The sequence below is a fragment of the Aquibacillus sediminis genome (genome assembly GCF_005870085.1).
Classification (GTDB): Bacteria; Bacillota; Bacilli; order Bacillales; family Amphibacillaceae; genus Aquibacillus_E; species Aquibacillus_E sediminis.
The window spans coordinates 284,565-301,880 of record NZ_SZNM01000001.1; the positions used below are offsets into that span (position 1 = coordinate 284,565).

A 17,316-nucleotide genomic window follows, 5' to 3' on the forward strand; every position below is an offset into this window, starting at 1 on the left:
TCCATCAATGCATTCTAAGGTATGTAATATATTTCTTTCCTCCCTTATCATACCTTGTTTTTTCTATTCATGTAAACAAAAGAGGTTCGGAAAACCGAACCTCTTTTTGCTGAGACTTACCACCACACAAGTACGGTAAGACCTAATAGTGTTAGAAATGCAGCAAAGATTCCGCCGTACATCATAAATGCTGGCATTTCGTGTCCTTTATGACTCATATGCATGAAATAATAAAGTTGAAAGATAACTTGCACAACAGCCAATAGAAATAAAATCGGAACTACAAATAGTTTATCTAAGTCTGATAGAACCATCGCAAAAGCAATGATGGTAAACACAATCATTAATGCAAATGTGATAACTTGTTGTTTCATTTCTTCTTTGTTCTTCTTTTTTTGGTAATCTAAATTGGTGTTCTCAGCCATCGCTTAAATCACCCCCATTAGATAGACAACAGTAAAGATGAATACCCAAACAACATCAATAAAATGCCAATAAAGACTTGCAATGTAAAACTTTGGTGCGTTGTATAAATTCAATCCACGTTTTGCATTACGAACCATTAGGGTAACAATCCATAAAAGACCAAATAATACGTGGCCTCCATGGAATCCTACCAACGTGTAAAAAGCAGATCCAAACGCAGATGATCGAAATGTAAATTCATATCCGTGAATATAATGATAGAATTCATAAATTTCAAACCCGAGAAATGTGAATCCAAGGATAACTGTAATCCCTAACCACAATTGCATCTTACGAAAATCATTATTTTTCATATGATAAATCGCATAGACACTTGTTAAAGAACTTGTTAGAAGTAACATTGTCATAATGAAAACTAAACCAAGCCCAAATAACTTTTCTGGTGTGTTATCCCCCATAGTTGATCCTTGTAAAGCTAGATAGGTCCCAAATAAACTAGCGAAAAGAACTGTTTCTCCACCTAGAAAAAACCAAAAACCTAAAAACTTATTCTTACCTTCTAATGTGGCCTTCTCGGGCTCCGACGGCATTACTTCTGGATTTAATGTATGATCTTGACTCATAATTACCGAGCCTCCTCATCTAAATCTTCTTTATGAATGTGATGGCCATGATCATCCTTGATAGAACGGATAAACATTGTGCCTAATGTTATGCCCATACCAATAAACAGAACAATTAGCCAGCTCGGATGATCGACTTGATAGATAAATCCAAATCCAGCAATAAATAAGCCCAAGGACATCACAAATGGTAATATGGATGGATTTGGCATATGGATATCATCCAATGGTTCAGCAGGTGCCAGTTCTTTTCTTCCTTCTGTTTTTTCAATCCATAACGCATCTAAACCACGTACAAGTGGTAATTGTTTAAAATTGTAATGTGGTACTGGATTTGGAATCGCCCATTCTAATGTACGTCCATTCCATGGATCACCACTTACCTGTTCTCCCTTTGTGGTTGTCACAATGATATTAATGACAAATACAATCGCACCAAACGCCATTAAAAATGCGCCTATAGTACTGATAACATTTCCTAATTCGAGTTCTTGGTTTGGTAGGTACACCGCATAACGACGTGGCATTCCCATTAACCCAAGGAAATGTTGAATCATAAAGGTTAGGTGAAAACCAAAGAAAAATGTCCAAAAGGTAATTTTGCCTAATGTTTCATTTAAAATTTTACCAAACATTTTTGGCCACCAATAATGAAGACCCGCAAAAATAGCGAACACTACCCCACCTACAATTACGTAGTGAAAGTGTGCCACAACAAAGTACGAATCATGATATTGATAATCTGCAGGTGCAGTCGCAACCATGACACCAGTCATCCCACCGATCGTAAATGATGGTATAAAGCCTAATGACCATAGCATGGCAGAATTAATCTTAATGTTACCGCCCCAAAGCGTAAACAACCAGTTAAAGATTTTAATACCAGTCGGTACGGCAATTGCCATTGTTGCTACAGCAAAAATAGAGTTAGCTGCAGGTCCCATACCAACTGTAAACATGTGGTGGGCCCATACCATAAATCCTAAGAAACCAATTAGTACAGTAGCAAACACCATGGCTGTATAACCAAATAAACGCTTTTTGGAAAATGTTGGTATAACTTCACTAAACACCCCAAAAGCAGGAAGAATTAAAATGTATACTTCAGGGTGACCAAAAATCCAGAATAAGTGCTCCCATATAATCGAGTTACCACCTAAGCTTGCATCGAAAAATCCAGAACCAAATAAGCGGTCAAACATTAGTAAGAATAAACCAATAGTTAATGCTGGAAATGCAAATAAAATAAGAGCACTTACCACAAATGTTGTCCAGGTAAATAAAGGCATACGCATATAGGTCATACCTGGCGCTCTCATGTTAATAATTGTAACTAAAAAGTTAATACCTGCAATTAATGTACCCGCACCAGATATCTGTAACCCTAGAACATAAAAGTCAACTCCATGTCCAGGCGATACAACCGATAAAGGTGCATACGCTGTCCATCCAGCATCGGGTGCTCCACCTAAGAACCAACTACAATTAAGTAGAATACCCCCAAATGCAAACAACCAAAACCCTAACGAGTTTAAAAATGGAAATGCAACATCCCTTGCGCCTATTTGCAATGGGACAACAGCATTCATTAATGCAAATATTAACGGCATGGCCGCTAAAAAGATCATCGTAGTTCCATGCATTGTCATTATTTCGTTATAAAAACCATTACTTACGAAATCATTGTTTGGCTGTATTAGCTGAATACGAATCGCTAACGCTTCCAGCCCACCAAGTATGAAGAAAAACCCACCACCAATTAAATAGAGCACAGCTATTTTTTTGTGATCGACAGTGGTTAAGTAATCCCATAACGTGGCGGCGAATCCTTGTTTTTGCGTCATTGTAGTAGAGCTCACGCTTATAAACCTCCCTTAACCTCTTCCATCCCTAATTTTTATTGTTCGACAGTTAAACCTTCACCCGCATCATCAGGCGTGATTTCGGATGGTTGTAACTGCATTAAGTAATCAGCAATTTTACTTGCTTCTTCTTCACCGAAACTTTCATCTGATAGATATCCTGCATCTGTCATTTTATTACCTGGCTTTAACTCATCAGGATTTAGAATCCAATTAACAAGATCCTCTTTAGAATATTGCTCATCTACAGCACTAGGTATAACCCCAGCAACCTTTGTGCGATCACCAAAGTTTGTTAAATTTGGTCCAATGGCAGTTGGTGAAGATCCAATCGCGTGACAATTGATACAACTATACTCATCGAATAGCTCTCGACCTTCTTGTACTGCTTCCGTTGCATCTTGAGCGACAGTTTCCTCTGGATCAACATTTTGCATGTCCGCAACCCATGTTTCAAATTCTTCAGGACTTACTGCAATAATTTTGAAGTCCATTAACGAGTGTGATGGTCCACAGAACTCTGCACATTTACCATAATAAACGCCTTCTTCATTTGCTTCGATATACATTGTGTTTTCATTTTCAGGGTTTGTATCCATTTTCCCTGTGATAGAAGGAACCCAAAATGAATGGATCACATCACTTGACATCATGTTTAAATAAACACGTTCTCCAGTTGGAATGTACAAGTCTTGACTTGTTTGAATATCTTGCTCGTCATAATTGAAATGCCACCAGTATTGATTACCAGTTACATTAATATTCAGAGCATCCCCTTTGCTTGATTCATCTGCAAGATCAAATGTTGCTTGCACGGTTGGTACAGCAATAATTAATAATAATAGAATTGGAATTGCTGTCCAGACAACCTCTAATACTTTGTTCCCCTCTGTTTGTTTCGGAATAAAATCTTCTTGCCCTTTCTTTTGTCGGAAACGGACTAAGACAAACACAAAAATAGCCATTACGACCAAAAAGACAAATACCATAACGACTAATGGAAGGATAATAAGATCTAATGATACCTCAGCCCCATAGCCTTTAGGTAAAAAGGCAGTTAAGTTTTCTTTTCCGCATCCTGATAGTATGAATGTAAGTAAGCTTAACAAAAACAGAACACGAATTTTTCCCATCCAACCTTTCATGAAAATACCTCTCTTTCTTTTAAAATCCTTTTTTATTTTAATTAGAATATTAATGAATATCCTAATTTAATAAATAACAGGTGGTATTGTGATGACAATCATAGTTAGAAACATAATCATTAAGTATAATAGTGAATAAATAAACATCCAATTCGCCCATTTCAAATCATCTTTATTTGACAATCCTCTTAGGCTTAACAATAACCAGCCTATATTTAGAATGGATGCAATAATCATAAAAACGTTTCCTAATGAATGTAAATAAAATGGTAACGGTAATAAACAAATAACATAAATAATCATTTGTCGTTTCGTCATTGAAAAACCGTATTTAACAGGAAGCATTGGTACCCCTACAGATCTGTATTCTTCACATTTTTTCATAGCCAATGCTAAGAAATGTGGTGTTTGCCAAATAAAAATCATTAAGAACATAATAACCGCAGCAATATGTAGTGTTGGATCAACCGCTGCCCAGCCAATTAAAGGCGGTACTGCGCCAGATAAACTTCCAATTGCTGTGTTTAATGTGTATCTTCTTTTTGACCACATTGTATACAGTATAAAATAGGAAAACCAGCCAATGGCACCAAATATTGCTGCTTGAATCGTTGTGAGCATCAATAAAATGAAACCAACAACTGAAAAACTTACACCAATAACTAGGATATAAGGTAGTGGAATGGTACCTGTTACGGTTGGTCTACTTTGCGTTCTCTTCATGACTGTATCGATGTCTCGATCATAGTAATTATTAAGTACACTTGCGCCAGCGATCACAAAACCAGTACCAACCATCGTAATAAACATTGTTTTCCAATGATCAGCAAATGCTGATTCCGTAAAGTAGAGTGCAAGCCAAAAACCTGCAAAAGCAGTCATTACATTAGAATTTATAATTCCTGTTTTAATCAATGCTTTAAAATCAGTCCAAAAAGTTACTGGACGATGATCATTTGGACGATCAACATGCAATGTTGATGTTTCCACCTTATTCATTTCATTGCCCCCCCTCTATCCCAATATACATATCCCTTACAATTTCTCTCTTTTTATATTAAATATTGCAAGGTCGAAAATATTGTACCATGTTATAATTATTCTATCTATTAACCAACTCAACACACTTAATTTTGACAATTTTGTGAACCCCCGATACATCCAACGAAAATGTAATAAAATGTCCACAATAAAAAGGTGATCGAGCAACCCACTATTAGACTTCCTCTATAGCTGAAATCTAAGCAAATCGCTTGTTATCAAGGTTCTCACAAAAATTTTTAATTAACACACATAGAATTATTTCCAAAATAAAACAAAACTCCTTTATTTATTTCTAGCAAACAAAGGCTTACAATGCAACCTTTTTATACTTTTAAGTGAAAATAGTTTAAAATCATGATACGATATTTTAACAATCCTCTTTATAAACTAGGAGAAGATTTTTTCCTTATTGCAGCATTGTCTACAAAAATTGTCGTATCAATCATAAGACAAATGCGCCTTTTTTTATTATAATATTTTTTGTGCTAGTAAAATTTATTTCAAACAAAATATCCACTTGGATAAGAGGTGGTGCAATGGTAAAAACACTTAAGAATCTATCTATTATCGCTACCATATCAATGATTTTCGTATTAATCGGTGGTGCGCTTGTTACGAAAACGGACTCTGGTATGGGATGCGGAGCGAATTGGCCATTCTGTGAAGGGGAATTGTCATCTGCTCTAATTATCGAATTAAGTCACCGATTAGTATCCGGAATTGCAGGAATTGTTGTTTTATTATTATCTCTTTTATCTTGGAAATACATAGGGCACATACGTGAAGCAAAATTTTTATCGTTTATTTCTATCTTTTTTCTAATTTTACAAGGATTAATTGGGGCTGCGGCCGTATTATGGTCTCAATCTGATTTTATCCTAGCATTGCATTTTGGAATTTCTCTTATTTCCTTTGCTGCGGTCTTTCTATTAACATTACTCATTTTTGAGATTGACCAAAAATTTGATGCAAATGCACTGGTGATTAATAAAAAATGGAGAAGACAGATTTATGGATTAACTATTTATATTTTAATAGTGGTCTACACCGGGGCATTAGTCCGCCATGTTGAAGCAAGCTTGGCATGTACGGGGTGGCCTTTTTGTATGAATGGTAACCCTTTAAACTTTTCAAATTTTCAGTTTGGGCAATGGGTACAAATGGGACATCGACTTGCTGCTGGTATTGCATTTATATGGACAGTATATCTAGCGATAGGAATTAAAAAACAGTATTCAGAAAGTAGAGTAATAGCTGGTGGATTTACACTATTGATCGTACTAATGATAATGCAAGTACTACTAGGTGCAATGGTTATATTTAGTTTAGGTAACCTATTTTTTGCACTATTACATGCACTAGTTATTACCATTTATTTTGGGGTACTTTGTTATTTTATCTTACTTTCAACTAGAAGCGTGAAATAGTACAAAAGTGCAAGAAAATTATTACCTTTTAAAAAAGTGGGCTCTCGTATATGAGAGCCCACTTTTTTTCAGTTTAATTTGAATGTGATACATGTCCTTTTTCTGTTTTTAAACTAGTTTTATTATGGTATATTTGCTTAGCTTTAACTGTTCTAGCGATATTGTTTAAAACTCCCATTGAAAACATCATAATTAATAATGAGGATCCTCCATAACTAACAAAAGGAAGCGGAACGCCTGTAATTGGTAATACCCCACTGATGGCACCTAAATTAATAAACGTTTGGATCCCAACCATGGAAGATATTCCAATTGCTAACATAGAGCCAAAACTATCTTCACATATTTTAGATATGTATAACCCCCGTAAGACAATCGTTGCCAATAAACCGATAACAATTAGAATACCAATATAGCCTAATTCTTCTGCTATAACAGCCATTATAAAATCATTGTATGGTTCTGTTAAGTAGCCAAGCTTTTGCACTCCCTGTCCTAATCCTTCTCCAGTCCATCCACCAGTTCCAATTGCGACATAGGATTGAATTAGTTGATATCCACTATCCTGAGGATCCGAAAAAGGTTGGTAAGCTCCTGTAAATCTTGATAGACGTTCTTCATTTATCATATTACCAAAGGCTAAACCAATTACAACAAGACCAGATACAATTAACAATAATAAATGTTTCAATTTAATTCCTGAACTAAATATAACTGAACAAGCAATTAAAAAAACAATTGCAGCTGTACCTAGGTCTGGTTGAAGGACTATTAATCCTAGCATGAGGCACGTTAATACTAACGGTGGCAATACTCCTGTTTTAAAATCGTTGATATATTGTTGTTTTTTGGAATAAACAGATGCTAAATACATAACTAAACCTAACTTCACAAATTCAGCCGGTTGAAATTGAAAACCACCAATTCGAAGCCATGCTTGATTTCCTTTTATATCCTGCCCAAATAATAAAACTGCAACTAATAATAAAATTAAACCTACGACTATGATTTTAATAAACTTCTGATAGAAACGGTATTGAAAAAAACATGCAAAAACAAAACCACAAAGTCCTAGTAAAAATGTAATTGATTGCCGCTGCATAAAATAATGTGGTGGTAATCCATTGATTACAGCAGTAACCATACTAGCGCTATATATCATGACAATTCCAAATGCAGCTAAAACCAACGGAGTAAATACTAGTGTAAAATCAAAAGTTTTCCATTTATGTTTCATGCTTTTACTCCTTACTTAATTATTCCTTGGTAATTGAATCTACTTAAATATACCACAAGTATATTACTGTAAACATCATCTATATGTACTAATAATTCAAATTACTAGACTCTACTAATTTAGAATCCCTGTTCATCATCGAAAGAAATTGCATTCAGGAAAAGCCCAGTCCTGATTCAGCGTCTCCAAGGCAAAAAACGCCACGTCGGTGTTCGTCTAAAAAATTTTTTTGGGTGAACAAGAGCTTGCATTTTATGAAAACTTGTTAACTGATAGTTCACGACTAAAACGAATGTGCACTGATTTGCCTTACAAGATTTGTTATACTGCCCATACACCTTTGTATGATGTAGATACCTCTTACTGTATAAAAAAACCTTGCCATTTTGGCAAAGCTTTTGTAATTCTATTAAGCTAAAAACATTCAAGACTTTTGAGCAGCCTCATGTAAAACATTTAATTGCCTTTCCAAGTTATCAAGAAGTTGTTTACCATCTGCTTCGCTTACAAGATTTAATCGAACAGCAAAATCAATTTCTCTTGATAAGCCAAACATTTGTGTATCCAATACTTCTTCATATAGTGGACATTGAGGCATCGTTAAATTGTCCATTTGAACTTTGATTAACTTTAAAATTTTATCAGCATCAGCCTTAAGAAGGGCATAGGCTTTCTCAGAATCACTTACAGCCACCTCTGGTATCACAAAAATCCCCTCCGATAAACTAAACATTCTTAAGATTTATATTAGCGTTTATAGCAAAAAAATGCAAGGAATGATTGTGATAGCTGTGTTTAAAAAATAGACAGTTGTGTTTGATCGGAAATCCTTTTCAGTAACTTCAAGCCTACGACACTATTCCCTTTTTCATTTAGATTTGGTCCATATACACCAATTCCCCCAAATCCTTTCACACTTCCTAAAATTGCACCAGATACACCACTTTTAGCCGGTATCCCTACTTCAATAGCAAATGAACCTGATGCATCATACATCCCACATGTAACCATAAATGTTTTGCAGATCCGTGCGAAATGTTCAGGGATAAGTTCTCTCCCTGTCCTAGGTTCTTTTCCATTATTTGCAAGAACTGCACCTAGTGTTGATAATTGCTCAATCGTTACCTCTATCGCACACTGTTTACAATAAACCTCTAGTAATTCCTCGACATCCCCCTTAATAATATTCGTTTGCTTCATAAAATAACTAAGTGAGCGATTTAAAAATGCTGTATCAAATTCAGATGTGGCTACTTCAGTGTTATAGTGAATGGAGGAATCACCAGTTAAATTACGAAAGAAGTTCAAAAGACGTTCCACTCTTTCACTTACATCTTTTCCTTTTATCATATCTGTTACAGCCAATGCTCCAGCATTAATCATAGGGTTCAACGGCTTAGAAGGGTTCGATGTCTCAAGCTTAGCTATCGAGTAGAACGGATCTCCCGTAGGTTCCATTCCCACCTTAGAAAATACATACTCCTCTCCATGATCCATTAACGCCAATGCAAGCGAAATAACTTTTGAAACACTTTGCAATGTGAATGTTTTCTTTGTTACTCCACAACTAACGGTATCCCCATTCACATATGAAATACTTACTGCTAAATCATTTGGATCTTGGCGTTCTAATGCTGGTATATAACTTGCGATTTTGCCTTGATTGACAAGTGGTTTAACATCTTCCAACCAGTTATTTAATTGTTTTTTTGTAATTTTTTGACTCATCTTATATCTCCTTACTGAAATTTAATTTAATCTCTGCTATTCTGTTAATAGAGTGCAAATAAGAAAGGTGGCAAATACTGTGATTATCCAATTAGAAGGAAAAGTTACATATCCAATTACACTAGATCCAACAGTTTGGATTTTTGATGATCGAAAAATTTTGTTTGAACAAGCTTTTAGTTCAGATAAACAAGATGCAGAGGAAGTTGATGAAATTAAAAAGGTTTCAGAACGATTTGAGCGCGAATACTTTATTAAACCACCAGTAAACCAAACCATAAAACGGTTTGAAGGTAAGAAGGTATTGGAAAATTCTTATGTAATGCCTATTCGTGATTTTATACAAACAGCTGACATGAAAGCAGATGCAAAGCAAGTTCGAATTGAAACTGGTCATGAGCCTGTTTTCATTTCGATTGAACAATTAACAAATAGTTTGCTTCTTTTTGCTAAAGAGGGAAAACCACTAAAAGAAGATGGTCCTGCACATTTATTTTTTGGTGACGGTTCCAATGTCGATGAACCTATTAAAAATGTAAAAAAACTTATTTTTGAATAATTAACGTGACTAGCACTCAGTGTTAGTCTTTTTTTCTTTATTAACTTCTCCCACCTATTTCAATCTGTATTCTCCTCCATTACAGTTGCTCGTAGCGTGACAAAAAGCAATCTTACTAAAACAACATACACAGCTGATAGGAAGATCCTTACTACTCATTATTTCTCCTTATTCGCTAACATATGTATAATCTAAAATTTTTCACAAAAAATACTGATAACAAAGGAGGAGTGCACTATGGGTAGAAAATTGACCATTACAGTAATTACGCTTATGATTTCATTAATGTTATATGGTTGCAACCAGGAAGAAGAAAATAGCTTACCTGAACAAGGGAATCAAGATTCACCTATTCAAGTAAAAAATTCTGATCCTGTTGAACAAAATGAGGATCTCTCCAACCAAGAAATCGCCCAACACCTCGCTAACTTAGCCACAGATGTACCAACTGTTAATAATGCACAAGCAGTAGTGGCTGGCCCCTATGCTGTTGTTGGTATCGATGTCGATAAAGAACTAGATCGATCACGGGTAAGTACAATCAAATATTCAGTAGCAGAAGCATTACATCATGATCCGTACGGGAAAACTGCCGTTGTTGTGGCGGATGCAGACGGTACGGAGCGTATACAAAAAATGGCAGATAAAATTAGGCAAGGACATCCCGTTGAAGGATTTGTTGATGAAGTGGCAGCTATTGTTGGCAGGTACATGCCAGAGTTCCCTATTAATGAAGATCAACCGAATACAACAGATCAAAATAAAGAAGTTGTTCCCGAAGATGAAAAAGAACAATTAGAGGAAATCCAAGACAATCAATCAAATAATCATAAAGATAAGAACTAAACAAAAACCAGACCTATCGCATAAGGTCTGGTTTTTATTAGATAACATTTCCTACAGGGGAGATTGCTTTATTCCCTACAAGTGAATTGCTTGAACGAATGCATAAACAAGATGTGTTTATCCCTCATTTACATTTTATGTTTTTCGATACCTTAGAGTGGGGAATCATACTGCCTTAAGCGACTAAACTACATCTTTATTACACCCTCATTGTCATGGTAAGTTAATAAAAATGATGTTATGATATGGTGTATGAGGTGAAAATAATGAGAGTAAAATGTGTGTTATGCGATACAATCAATCGGATTGATGCGAATTCTTTTGAAGCAAAACGTCTAAGAAACAGACGAATTCATATGTATTTATGTCCTAGTTGTGATCACCGAATAGGTGAGAAAACTAAAAAAAGACATGCAACTGGAAATTTCAATTTATACCGTGAGAAAAAAAATGAAGATTATATTTCATAAACGTCAAAATACTTCTATCGACGAATCTTTAGTCTTTTCTTACCATGTAGATTAAACAAACCCTAAACCAATAGGATTAGGGTTTGTTTTGGTTTAACTTTTTCGTTCGCGATATAATCTGAAACGATAAATTCCTAGAACTGCAGCAATAACAATTAAACTTTCTGCTACTGGAAGATTTAATCCAAAAATTAACGTGATAAAAAACATTCCAATAATTAACATTACGTAGACAACCGCGGACTTCATAGGTGGTAATTTCTTAGCGAAACCAAATTTATAAGCGATAATTGTTAAAATAACAATTGTTACATATAAGAAAAAAAATCCTCTTAATAATAGACCAACATCGTGATCATTACTAAAGTCAATTTCTCCACCAAGGCCTTGCATAAAAAAATCAGCAACCGGCCACAGGTCATCTGGCACATCCATCGTGACTTGCTTTTCCATTCTTTCTCCCCCCCTATTTTCTACAACACCTTCCTTTTTCATATCATACTAGAACTTTGATAATGGTTCTAGTAATTTATATAAATATAACGAGATAACCTTCCAGTTAAACAACTTTACATTTAGAAGTAAATGGTAAATACTAAATAGGAGGTGGTTAGATGAAATCAATTCAATATTCCATGCTGATATTGGCAATGTTAGTTATTTTATCTTTTGCATTTGTTGGAGTAGCAATAGCCTATCGAAGTTTCTGGCTTGCAGTTTTATCCCTAATTTTAGGATTTTTCATTATGGGGTGTGGATTAACATTGAAGCGTAAAAGAACTCAAAGTTAACAACAGCTCGGGGGCTTCTTTCCCCCGACAAGTTTTAAAATAAGCCTCGGCATGGCGTTTTTTGCGTCAAAGAGGTTTGTTTTAAGACTTGGCAGACGCTTGACCTGTTCTTGGATTTGTAAAAAGAATTAATTTTAAACACTCTTATCTTTCCAAAAAGACTGCCTTGTTTACTAAGGCAGTCTTTTATGCACATTACTTTAATTCTATGTAGTCATTCTGGATCTGTTCATGGATAGCTTGATTTGCTACAAGAATCGTGTTATTAACAAGCAAATCAAGCTTCGTTCCATCTGCCCTAGTAATATTACCACCAACTTCATTTATAAGTACAATACCAGCCGCAATATCCCACGGAGCTAATCTCATTGTAATATAGCTATCCGCAATCCCTTCTGCAACATAAGCAAATTCAAGGGCAGCCGATCCATATGACCTTGTCCCTCTTACCTTCTTAATTAATTCTTGAATCTTTTTTCCATTTATCTTCGGATTTTCACATGCCCAAAAACTGTTTATTATGCAAATCGATTCATCTAACGATAGGTTGGGATCTAACGGTGGAAGTTCTTGATTATCTTTATAAGCTCCCTCTCCCCTTATGGCTGTGTATAATACGTCTTCCATCACATCATAAATAATTCCTATCTCTCCAACGCTATCCTCGAAAATCCCCACTGAGATAGCGAAGTTACGTTTCTGATGAACAAAATTCATTGTACCGTCAATTGGATCAATAATCCAAACCGTCGAATTCTTTAACGTATCTAGCTGATCACCATAACCTTCTTCGCTAATAATGTTATGAGTTGGATAATGTTGTTTAATTTTCTCTATGAAGAATTGCTCCGTGTTGCGGTCCATATGTGTGACCAGATCATTAGGGTTTGATTTGGTATCAATTTCCAATGGCTCATCAATGACATCTCTAATATGTCGACCTGCTTGTAATACCCATTCTTTTGCCTGATCGAACAATTTTTGACGTTCCTGTGCGTCCATATAAGTTGCCTCCATTTGAATATTAATTTTGTTTATCTTAACAAAAATAAGCATTCCTTGCATTTTCATTGCTTAGTTTTTCAATTGACGAACAAATTATGAACCGGGATAATAGGAATGAACGTATGCTAGTTAGTTCGTTACAAGTTCTGTTTGTGGTAAAATAAACCCAAAATATCGTTATAATCATTTGAATATACAGGAGGTAGTTAGTTTGACTTTTGAAGGATTTGTTAAGCAAGATTTTGAAACATTTTATATTGATGGATTAGAGGAACGAATGGAAGCTATTCAAACTCGAATTCAGCCTAAATTCAAAGAAATTTCTGAGGCAATAATAGATCATTTATCTGATATCACAAACTATGACATGCATTTACATATTGCAAAACATGCAAGACGAACTGTCAATCCCCCTCAGGATACTTGGTCTGCTTACTGTCATAATAAACGTGGTTATAAAAAACATCCACATTTCCAAATTGGACTTTTTGATGATCATCTATTTATTTGGTTAGCATATATTTATGAGTTGCCAAATAAACAAGCAATAGCCAAAACATTTTTAGACAATATTGATGATATCGAGAGAAACATCCCTAACGATTTTGTTGTCTCCTTAGACCACACCAAAAAAGATGCTGCTCCCATTGCGGAAGTTGATTTAACAAAAGCGCTTGAACGACTAGAAAATGTCAAAAAAGCAGAATTTTTAATTGGTAGACATATTAAAGTGGATGACCCAATCTTAACAGATGGAGATGCACTAATAAGTAAAATAAAAGAAACGTTTGAAACCTTAACTCCACTTTACAAACTATCCATGAATGATTAAACAGAAGCGTCTAGATTATATCTAGACGCTTCTGTTCTTAAGTAAAGTGAAACTTCCATTGGGGCTAGATAAGGGACAAACTTTCGGATTATTATTTTAGATCCAGATAACAATACCCGCACTCACGAAGACCCCGCAATTAGTAGTATGGCTCTTCTGCTGCGGCTCACCTCAGTCTGCGCACTAATCGGACTCCTAGTGTTTATAGAGTTACATACTAAGCTTTTCTCCTTGATTTTTTTCCCTTGCCTTTTTAACTGTTCGGTAACAAGAATACCCTGAACCCTTTTCAAATTTTCCACAAAGCTGCTTTTCCTCACTTTTCGATGGAACAATCTGTTTAAACCTAGTATATGCCAACAACAAATCATCGCGATTCACATTCGTTTCATATGCTTTCTCAACCATTGAAAAGAAATTGACAACATCTATAATTTCTTGTTTTGTCCAAGTTTCATCAATTGGGTAACTATAATTCATAAAAAGCTCCTTTCGTTTCATCTATCTTTTATATTAACATATATGGCTCAGGTACATTTAATCTATATATAATAAATCCTTATCTTTCGTTTAAACTAAAACAATCAATGGCTTTTATATAATATTTGTTGAATTTATTGAGCTAAGAGGTGTCGTTTCCATGAAGTCACAAACTGAAACACCGCTATTTACTGGTTTACTTAACCATACTAATAAAAATCCGATTCAATTTCATATTCCTGGACACAAAAAAGGGGTTGGTATGGATCCAACTTTTCGTTCTTTCTTTGGTGACAATGCTCTATCCTTAGATCTTATTAATATCGAACCGTTAGACGACCTACATCATCCTCAAGGAATCATTAAACAGGCTCAAGATCTTGCGGCACAAGCATTTAGTGCCGACTATACTTTTTTTTCAGTTCAAGGTACTAGTGGTGCAATTATGACAATGGTTTTAAGCGTTTGTGGTCCAGGTGATAAAATTATTGTTCCTAGGAATATTCATAAATCTGTAACAACAGCTCTTATTTTTTCAGGGGCAACACCTATCTTTATCCATCCAGAGGTAGATGAAACACTCGGTATATCGCATGGGATTACGCCATCTGCCGTTGAAAAAGCACTAACTACACACCCCGATGCAAAAGGTGTATTAGTGATCAACCCTACTTATTTTGGGATTGCTGGTGATTTAAAAAAAATTGTACAAATCGCGCATCAGTTTGATGTACCTGTGCTAGTCGATGAAGCACACGGTGTTCATATCCATTTCCATTGTCAACTTCCACTATCTGCGATGCAGGCAGGTGCAGACATTGCTGCTACAAGTGTTCATAAATTAGGTGGCTCCTTAACACAAAGTTCTGTACTTAATTTACGCGAAGGACTAATCACACATGAGCGAGTACAAAGCGTATTATCGATGATAACTACAACATCTACTTCTTACCTTTTATTAGCATCATTAGATGTTGCTAGAAAACAGCTAGCAACCAAGGGTGAGCAACTAATTAATAGAACATTACAATTAGCACAAGAAGCAAGAAATGCTATTAATAATATTCCTTATTTATATTGTGCTGGTTCCGAATTATTAGGCAGTGAAGCGACGTATAATTACGATCCCACCAAACTTATCATTTCCGTTAAAAAACTTGGAATGACTGGTTATGATGTCGAGGTTTGGTTACGAAAACATTTTAATATCGAGGTCGAGCTATCTGATATGTATAATATCCTTTGTCTAATTACACCAGGAGATCGTAAAAAGGAGGTAAACCTGCTTGTGGATGCATTACGCCAATTATCAAGTGAAGTATCCACTACAACTTCTGATCAAGAAATTCAAGTACACATTCCTGATATTCCTTTGCTGGCTATCAGCCCTAGAGATGCTTTCTACGCAGAAACAGAGATAATTGCTTTAGACACTGCTATTGGGAGAATTAGTGCTGAATCCATTATGGTCTACCCACCTGGTATCCCCATTTTTATCCCAGGGGAGATTATTACAAAAGACAATGTGGCATACATCAGAAGAAATGTTAAAGCAGGATTACCTGTTCAAGGGTTAGAGGATGAAACACTGCAAACAATCCGAGTAATAAAAGAATTTAAACCATTTAAGTCCATTTAGTAAGTATTCTGCCATAGCGATGGTATAACACTTATTTCATTAGGATAGAAGAAAACAGAATTACAATAGCTATTGCGCAATAATTTAATGAGCAATAAAACTACAAAAAACATTAACAACTCAACATTTGTTTTCCAATTAGTTATAAATACACTGCAACTTAACTTCTTACAATCAACGATAAAAACGGAGGCTACTACTGTCTTAGTAGTGTGCCTCCGCTTTGTTTTATTCCGGTACTTTTATTAATGCTGGGTCGAGCATTTCATAGCCTTTGTCTCGTAGTCCGTTAACAATATCTGGCAACGCCTGATATGTCCATTCACGATCATGCATTAGTAAATTTGCTCCCGGATCTAGTAGTGAGTAGGAAACATCTACTTCTGGTGCTTCTCCTGTCACCATCGCAGTTGCTAGTTTTTCTGCATCCATATACGGGCTAAAATAATCATAACCATAGGTCCAGTTCATTAATAACATTCCTTCGTCTGCAACAACCTGCTTCACGTAATCCGTATTAACTCCATTAGGAGCACGGAAAAATTTAGGTTTTTCTCCAATAATTTCTTCAATTAAATCATTTAAACTGACGATCTCTTCCCTCTGTTGTTCTTCCGATACTTCCGAAAGTCGTTGATGATTATACGTATGATTCCCAATAGCAAATCCCATCTCATAAATTTGCTTTAACTTTTCTTGCTCTGCTTCTGTATCTAAGAAATGTCCATTCACGAAAAAGATCGCGGGTGCATCCAATTCTTTTAACGTTTCAGCCATTTCAACAGCATGTTGGTCTGGTGCATCATCAATGGTTAATAATGCTACTTTATCATTTATATCTTCATTTAGTGGTTGGAAACTCCAACTATCTGTTAGCTCATATTGTGGCTCTGTTATTTCTTCTTGTTCCGAGTTATTTTCGGTTTTATCTGATTCATCATTCTCCTCATTTGCATCGTCTACATCTTCTTCCTCTGTTACTGGTTCATTTTCTTGATTTTTATTGGTTGTTTTACTGTCTGAATCAGAGCCTTGATTTTCTTGATTCGTTTGTGTTTCATTGTTTTCTTTCTGGTTATCCTGATCATTGCAGCCAATCAGTATTACGAAAATTGCCAAAAACATAAATATTATTTTTCTCTTTCTCAATTGAGACACCCTCCTGATGATTAATATATACGTCTATTATAGACGATTATTTA

General features: G+C 35.4%; 19 protein-coding genes. 7 read left to right on the forward strand and 12 right to left on the reverse strand.

All coding sequences use genetic code 11. The features are described 5' to 3' along the window. Nucleotides 1-116: 116 nt before the first annotated feature. The 5 genes from ctaF to cyoE form a co-directional block, all read right to left on the reverse strand. Complete coding sequence (gene ctaF / locus FCI53_RS01350; protein WP_138415067.1) at nucleotides 117-425, reverse strand: cytochrome c oxidase subunit IVB; 309 nt, start codon at nucleotides 423-425, stop codon at nucleotides 117-119. A gap of 3 nt (nucleotides 426-428) precedes the next feature. After that, on the reverse strand, nucleotides 429-1,049 hold the full coding sequence (locus tag FCI53_RS01355; RefSeq protein WP_138415069.1) for a cytochrome (ubi)quinol oxidase subunit III: 621 nt from the start codon (nucleotides 1,047-1,049) through the stop codon (nucleotides 429-431). A 2-nt stretch (nucleotides 1,050-1,051) separates the two neighbouring features. Beyond that, nucleotides 1,052-2,893 (reverse strand): cytochrome c oxidase subunit I, encoded by a 1,842-nt coding sequence (gene ctaD, locus FCI53_RS01360; protein ID WP_138415249.1) that lies wholly within the window; start codon nucleotides 2,891-2,893, stop codon nucleotides 1,052-1,054. A gap of 53 nt (nucleotides 2,894-2,946) precedes the next feature. After that, nucleotides 2,947-4,056 (reverse strand): cytochrome c oxidase subunit II, encoded by a 1,110-nt coding sequence (coxB, locus tag FCI53_RS01365; RefSeq protein WP_138415071.1) that lies wholly within the window; start codon nucleotides 4,054-4,056, stop codon nucleotides 2,947-2,949. Between the two features lie 66 nt (nucleotides 4,057-4,122). Beyond that, entirely contained in the window at nucleotides 4,123-5,055 is a 933-nt protein-coding gene (cyoE, locus tag FCI53_RS01370; RefSeq protein WP_138415073.1) for a heme o synthase, read from the reverse strand. Nucleotides 5,056-5,636: 581 nt separating this feature from the next. On the opposite strand from cyoE, the gene FCI53_RS01375 reads away from it, so the two are divergent. After that, nucleotides 5,637-6,527, forward strand: coding sequence for a COX15/CtaA family protein (locus FCI53_RS01375; RefSeq protein WP_138415075.1), 891 nt, complete (start codon nucleotides 5,637-5,639; stop codon nucleotides 6,525-6,527). A 73-nt stretch (nucleotides 6,528-6,600) separates the two neighbouring features. On the opposite strand, the gene ftsW is transcribed toward FCI53_RS01375, so the two are convergent. The 3 genes from ftsW to glsA form a co-directional block, all read right to left on the reverse strand. Then, nucleotides 6,601-7,764: a putative lipid II flippase FtsW gene (gene ftsW / locus FCI53_RS01380; RefSeq protein WP_138415077.1), complete on the reverse strand. Its 1,164-nt coding sequence runs from the start codon at nucleotides 7,762-7,764 to the stop codon at nucleotides 6,601-6,603. Between the two features lie 424 nt (nucleotides 7,765-8,188). Further along, nucleotides 8,189-8,470 (reverse strand): Fpa/YlaN family protein, encoded by a 282-nt coding sequence (locus tag FCI53_RS01385; RefSeq protein WP_138415079.1) that lies wholly within the window; start codon nucleotides 8,468-8,470, stop codon nucleotides 8,189-8,191. A gap of 89 nt (nucleotides 8,471-8,559) precedes the next feature. After that, nucleotides 8,560-9,492 (reverse strand): glutaminase A, encoded by a 933-nt coding sequence (gene glsA, locus FCI53_RS01390; protein WP_138415081.1) that lies wholly within the window; start codon nucleotides 9,490-9,492, stop codon nucleotides 8,560-8,562. Nucleotides 9,493-9,571: 79 nt separating this feature from the next. Between glsA and FCI53_RS01395 the strand changes: the two genes are divergently transcribed. The 3 genes from FCI53_RS01395 to FCI53_RS01405 all read left to right on the forward strand — a co-directional run bounded on the left by FCI53_RS01395 (nucleotide 9,572) and on the right by FCI53_RS01405 (nucleotide 11,367). Continuing rightward, nucleotides 9,572-10,051 carry a hypothetical protein gene (locus tag FCI53_RS01395; RefSeq protein WP_138415083.1) on the forward strand — a complete coding sequence of 160 codons (480 nt, stop codon included), beginning with the start codon at nucleotides 9,572-9,574 and terminating at the stop codon, nucleotides 10,049-10,051. Nucleotides 10,052-10,288: 237 nt separating this feature from the next. Continuing rightward, a complete protein-coding gene (locus FCI53_RS01400; protein WP_138415084.1) occupies nucleotides 10,289-10,897 on the forward strand; it encodes a YhcN/YlaJ family sporulation lipoprotein in 609 nt (202 codons plus the stop codon). A gap of 266 nt (nucleotides 10,898-11,163) precedes the next feature. Further along, nucleotides 11,164-11,367 (forward strand): YlaI family protein, encoded by a 204-nt coding sequence (locus FCI53_RS01405; RefSeq protein ID WP_138415086.1) that lies wholly within the window; start codon nucleotides 11,164-11,166, stop codon nucleotides 11,365-11,367. A gap of 93 nt (nucleotides 11,368-11,460) precedes the next feature. Here the strand turns inward: FCI53_RS01405 and FCI53_RS01410 are convergent, their stop codons facing one another. Then, nucleotides 11,461-11,820, reverse strand: a complete 360-nt coding sequence (locus FCI53_RS01410; RefSeq protein ID WP_138415088.1) for a YlaH-like family protein — start codon at nucleotides 11,818-11,820, stop codon at nucleotides 11,461-11,463. A 161-nt stretch (nucleotides 11,821-11,981) separates the two neighbouring features. On the opposite strand from FCI53_RS01410, the gene FCI53_RS21285 reads away from it, so the two are divergent. Continuing rightward, nucleotides 11,982-12,158, forward strand: coding sequence for a DUF5325 family protein (locus FCI53_RS21285; RefSeq protein ID WP_171038024.1), 177 nt, complete (start codon nucleotides 11,982-11,984; stop codon nucleotides 12,156-12,158). Nucleotides 12,159-12,353: 195 nt separating this feature from the next. On the opposite strand, the gene FCI53_RS01415 is transcribed toward FCI53_RS21285, so the two are convergent. Then, nucleotides 12,354-13,160: an inositol monophosphatase family protein gene (locus FCI53_RS01415; protein ID WP_138415089.1), complete on the reverse strand. Its 807-nt coding sequence runs from the start codon at nucleotides 13,158-13,160 to the stop codon at nucleotides 12,354-12,356. A 214-nt stretch (nucleotides 13,161-13,374) separates the two neighbouring features. Here FCI53_RS01415 and FCI53_RS01420 point away from each other — a divergent pair, with 214 nt between their 5' ends. Further along, nucleotides 13,375-13,995: a YktB family protein gene (locus tag FCI53_RS01420; RefSeq protein ID WP_138415091.1), complete on the forward strand. Its 621-nt coding sequence runs from the start codon at nucleotides 13,375-13,377 to the stop codon at nucleotides 13,993-13,995. Between the two features lie 210 nt (nucleotides 13,996-14,205). Here the strand turns inward: FCI53_RS01420 and FCI53_RS01430 are convergent, their stop codons facing one another. Beyond that, nucleotides 14,206-14,475, reverse strand: coding sequence for a UPF0223 family protein (locus FCI53_RS01430; RefSeq protein WP_138415093.1), 270 nt, complete (start codon nucleotides 14,473-14,475; stop codon nucleotides 14,206-14,208). Between the two features lie 160 nt (nucleotides 14,476-14,635). On the opposite strand from FCI53_RS01430, the gene FCI53_RS01435 reads away from it, so the two are divergent. Next, on the forward strand, nucleotides 14,636-16,114 hold the full coding sequence (locus tag FCI53_RS01435; protein WP_138415095.1) for an aminotransferase class I/II-fold pyridoxal phosphate-dependent enzyme: 1,479 nt from the start codon (nucleotides 14,636-14,638) through the stop codon (nucleotides 16,112-16,114). A 228-nt stretch (nucleotides 16,115-16,342) separates the two neighbouring features. On the opposite strand, the gene FCI53_RS01440 is transcribed toward FCI53_RS01435, so the two are convergent. Further along, nucleotides 16,343-17,263 carry a polysaccharide deacetylase family protein gene (locus FCI53_RS01440; protein ID WP_246049980.1) on the reverse strand — a complete coding sequence of 307 codons (921 nt, stop codon included), beginning with the start codon at nucleotides 17,261-17,263 and terminating at the stop codon, nucleotides 16,343-16,345. Nucleotides 17,264-17,316: the final 53 nt, after the last annotated feature.

Bases quoted from the DNA above. Each gene is read 5' to 3' on its own strand.
- ctaF (WP_138415067.1), bottom strand. From the start codon at position 425: ATGGCTGAGAACACCAATTTAGATTACCAAAAAAAGAAGAACAAAGAA.
- FCI53_RS01355 (WP_138415069.1), bottom strand. From the start codon at position 1,049: ATGAGTCAAGATCATACATTAAATCCAGAAGTAATGCCGTCGGAGCCC.
- ctaD (WP_138415249.1), bottom strand. From the start codon at position 2,893: ATGACGCAAAAACAAGGATTCGCCGCCACGTTATGGGATTACTTAACC.
- coxB (WP_138415071.1), bottom strand. From the start codon at position 4,056: ATGAAAGGTTGGATGGGAAAAATTCGTGTTCTGTTTTTGTTAAGCTTA.
- cyoE (WP_138415073.1), bottom strand. From the start codon at position 5,055: ATGAATAAGGTGGAAACATCAACATTGCATGTTGATCGTCCAAATGAT.
- FCI53_RS01375 (WP_138415075.1), top strand. From the start codon at position 5,637: ATGGTAAAAACACTTAAGAATCTATCTATTATCGCTACCATATCAATG.
- ftsW (WP_138415077.1), bottom strand. From the start codon at position 7,764: ATGAAACATAAATGGAAAACTTTTGATTTTACACTAGTATTTACTCCG.
- glsA (WP_138415081.1), bottom strand. From the start codon at position 9,492: ATGAGTCAAAAAATTACAAAAAAACAATTAAATAACTGGTTGGAAGAT.
- FCI53_RS01400 (WP_138415084.1), top strand. From the start codon at position 10,289: ATGGGTAGAAAATTGACCATTACAGTAATTACGCTTATGATTTCATTA.
- FCI53_RS01405 (WP_138415086.1), top strand. From the start codon at position 11,164: ATGAGAGTAAAATGTGTGTTATGCGATACAATCAATCGGATTGATGCG.
- FCI53_RS01410 (WP_138415088.1), bottom strand. From the start codon at position 11,820: ATGGAAAAGCAAGTCACGATGGATGTGCCAGATGACCTGTGGCCGGTT.
- FCI53_RS21285 (WP_171038024.1), top strand. From the start codon at position 11,982: ATGAAATCAATTCAATATTCCATGCTGATATTGGCAATGTTAGTTATT.
- FCI53_RS01415 (WP_138415089.1), bottom strand. From the start codon at position 13,160: ATGGACGCACAGGAACGTCAAAAATTGTTCGATCAGGCAAAAGAATGG.
- FCI53_RS01430 (WP_138415093.1), bottom strand. From the start codon at position 14,475: ATGAATTATAGTTACCCAATTGATGAAACTTGGACAAAACAAGAAATT.
- FCI53_RS01435 (WP_138415095.1), top strand. From the start codon at position 14,636: ATGAAGTCACAAACTGAAACACCGCTATTTACTGGTTTACTTAACCAT.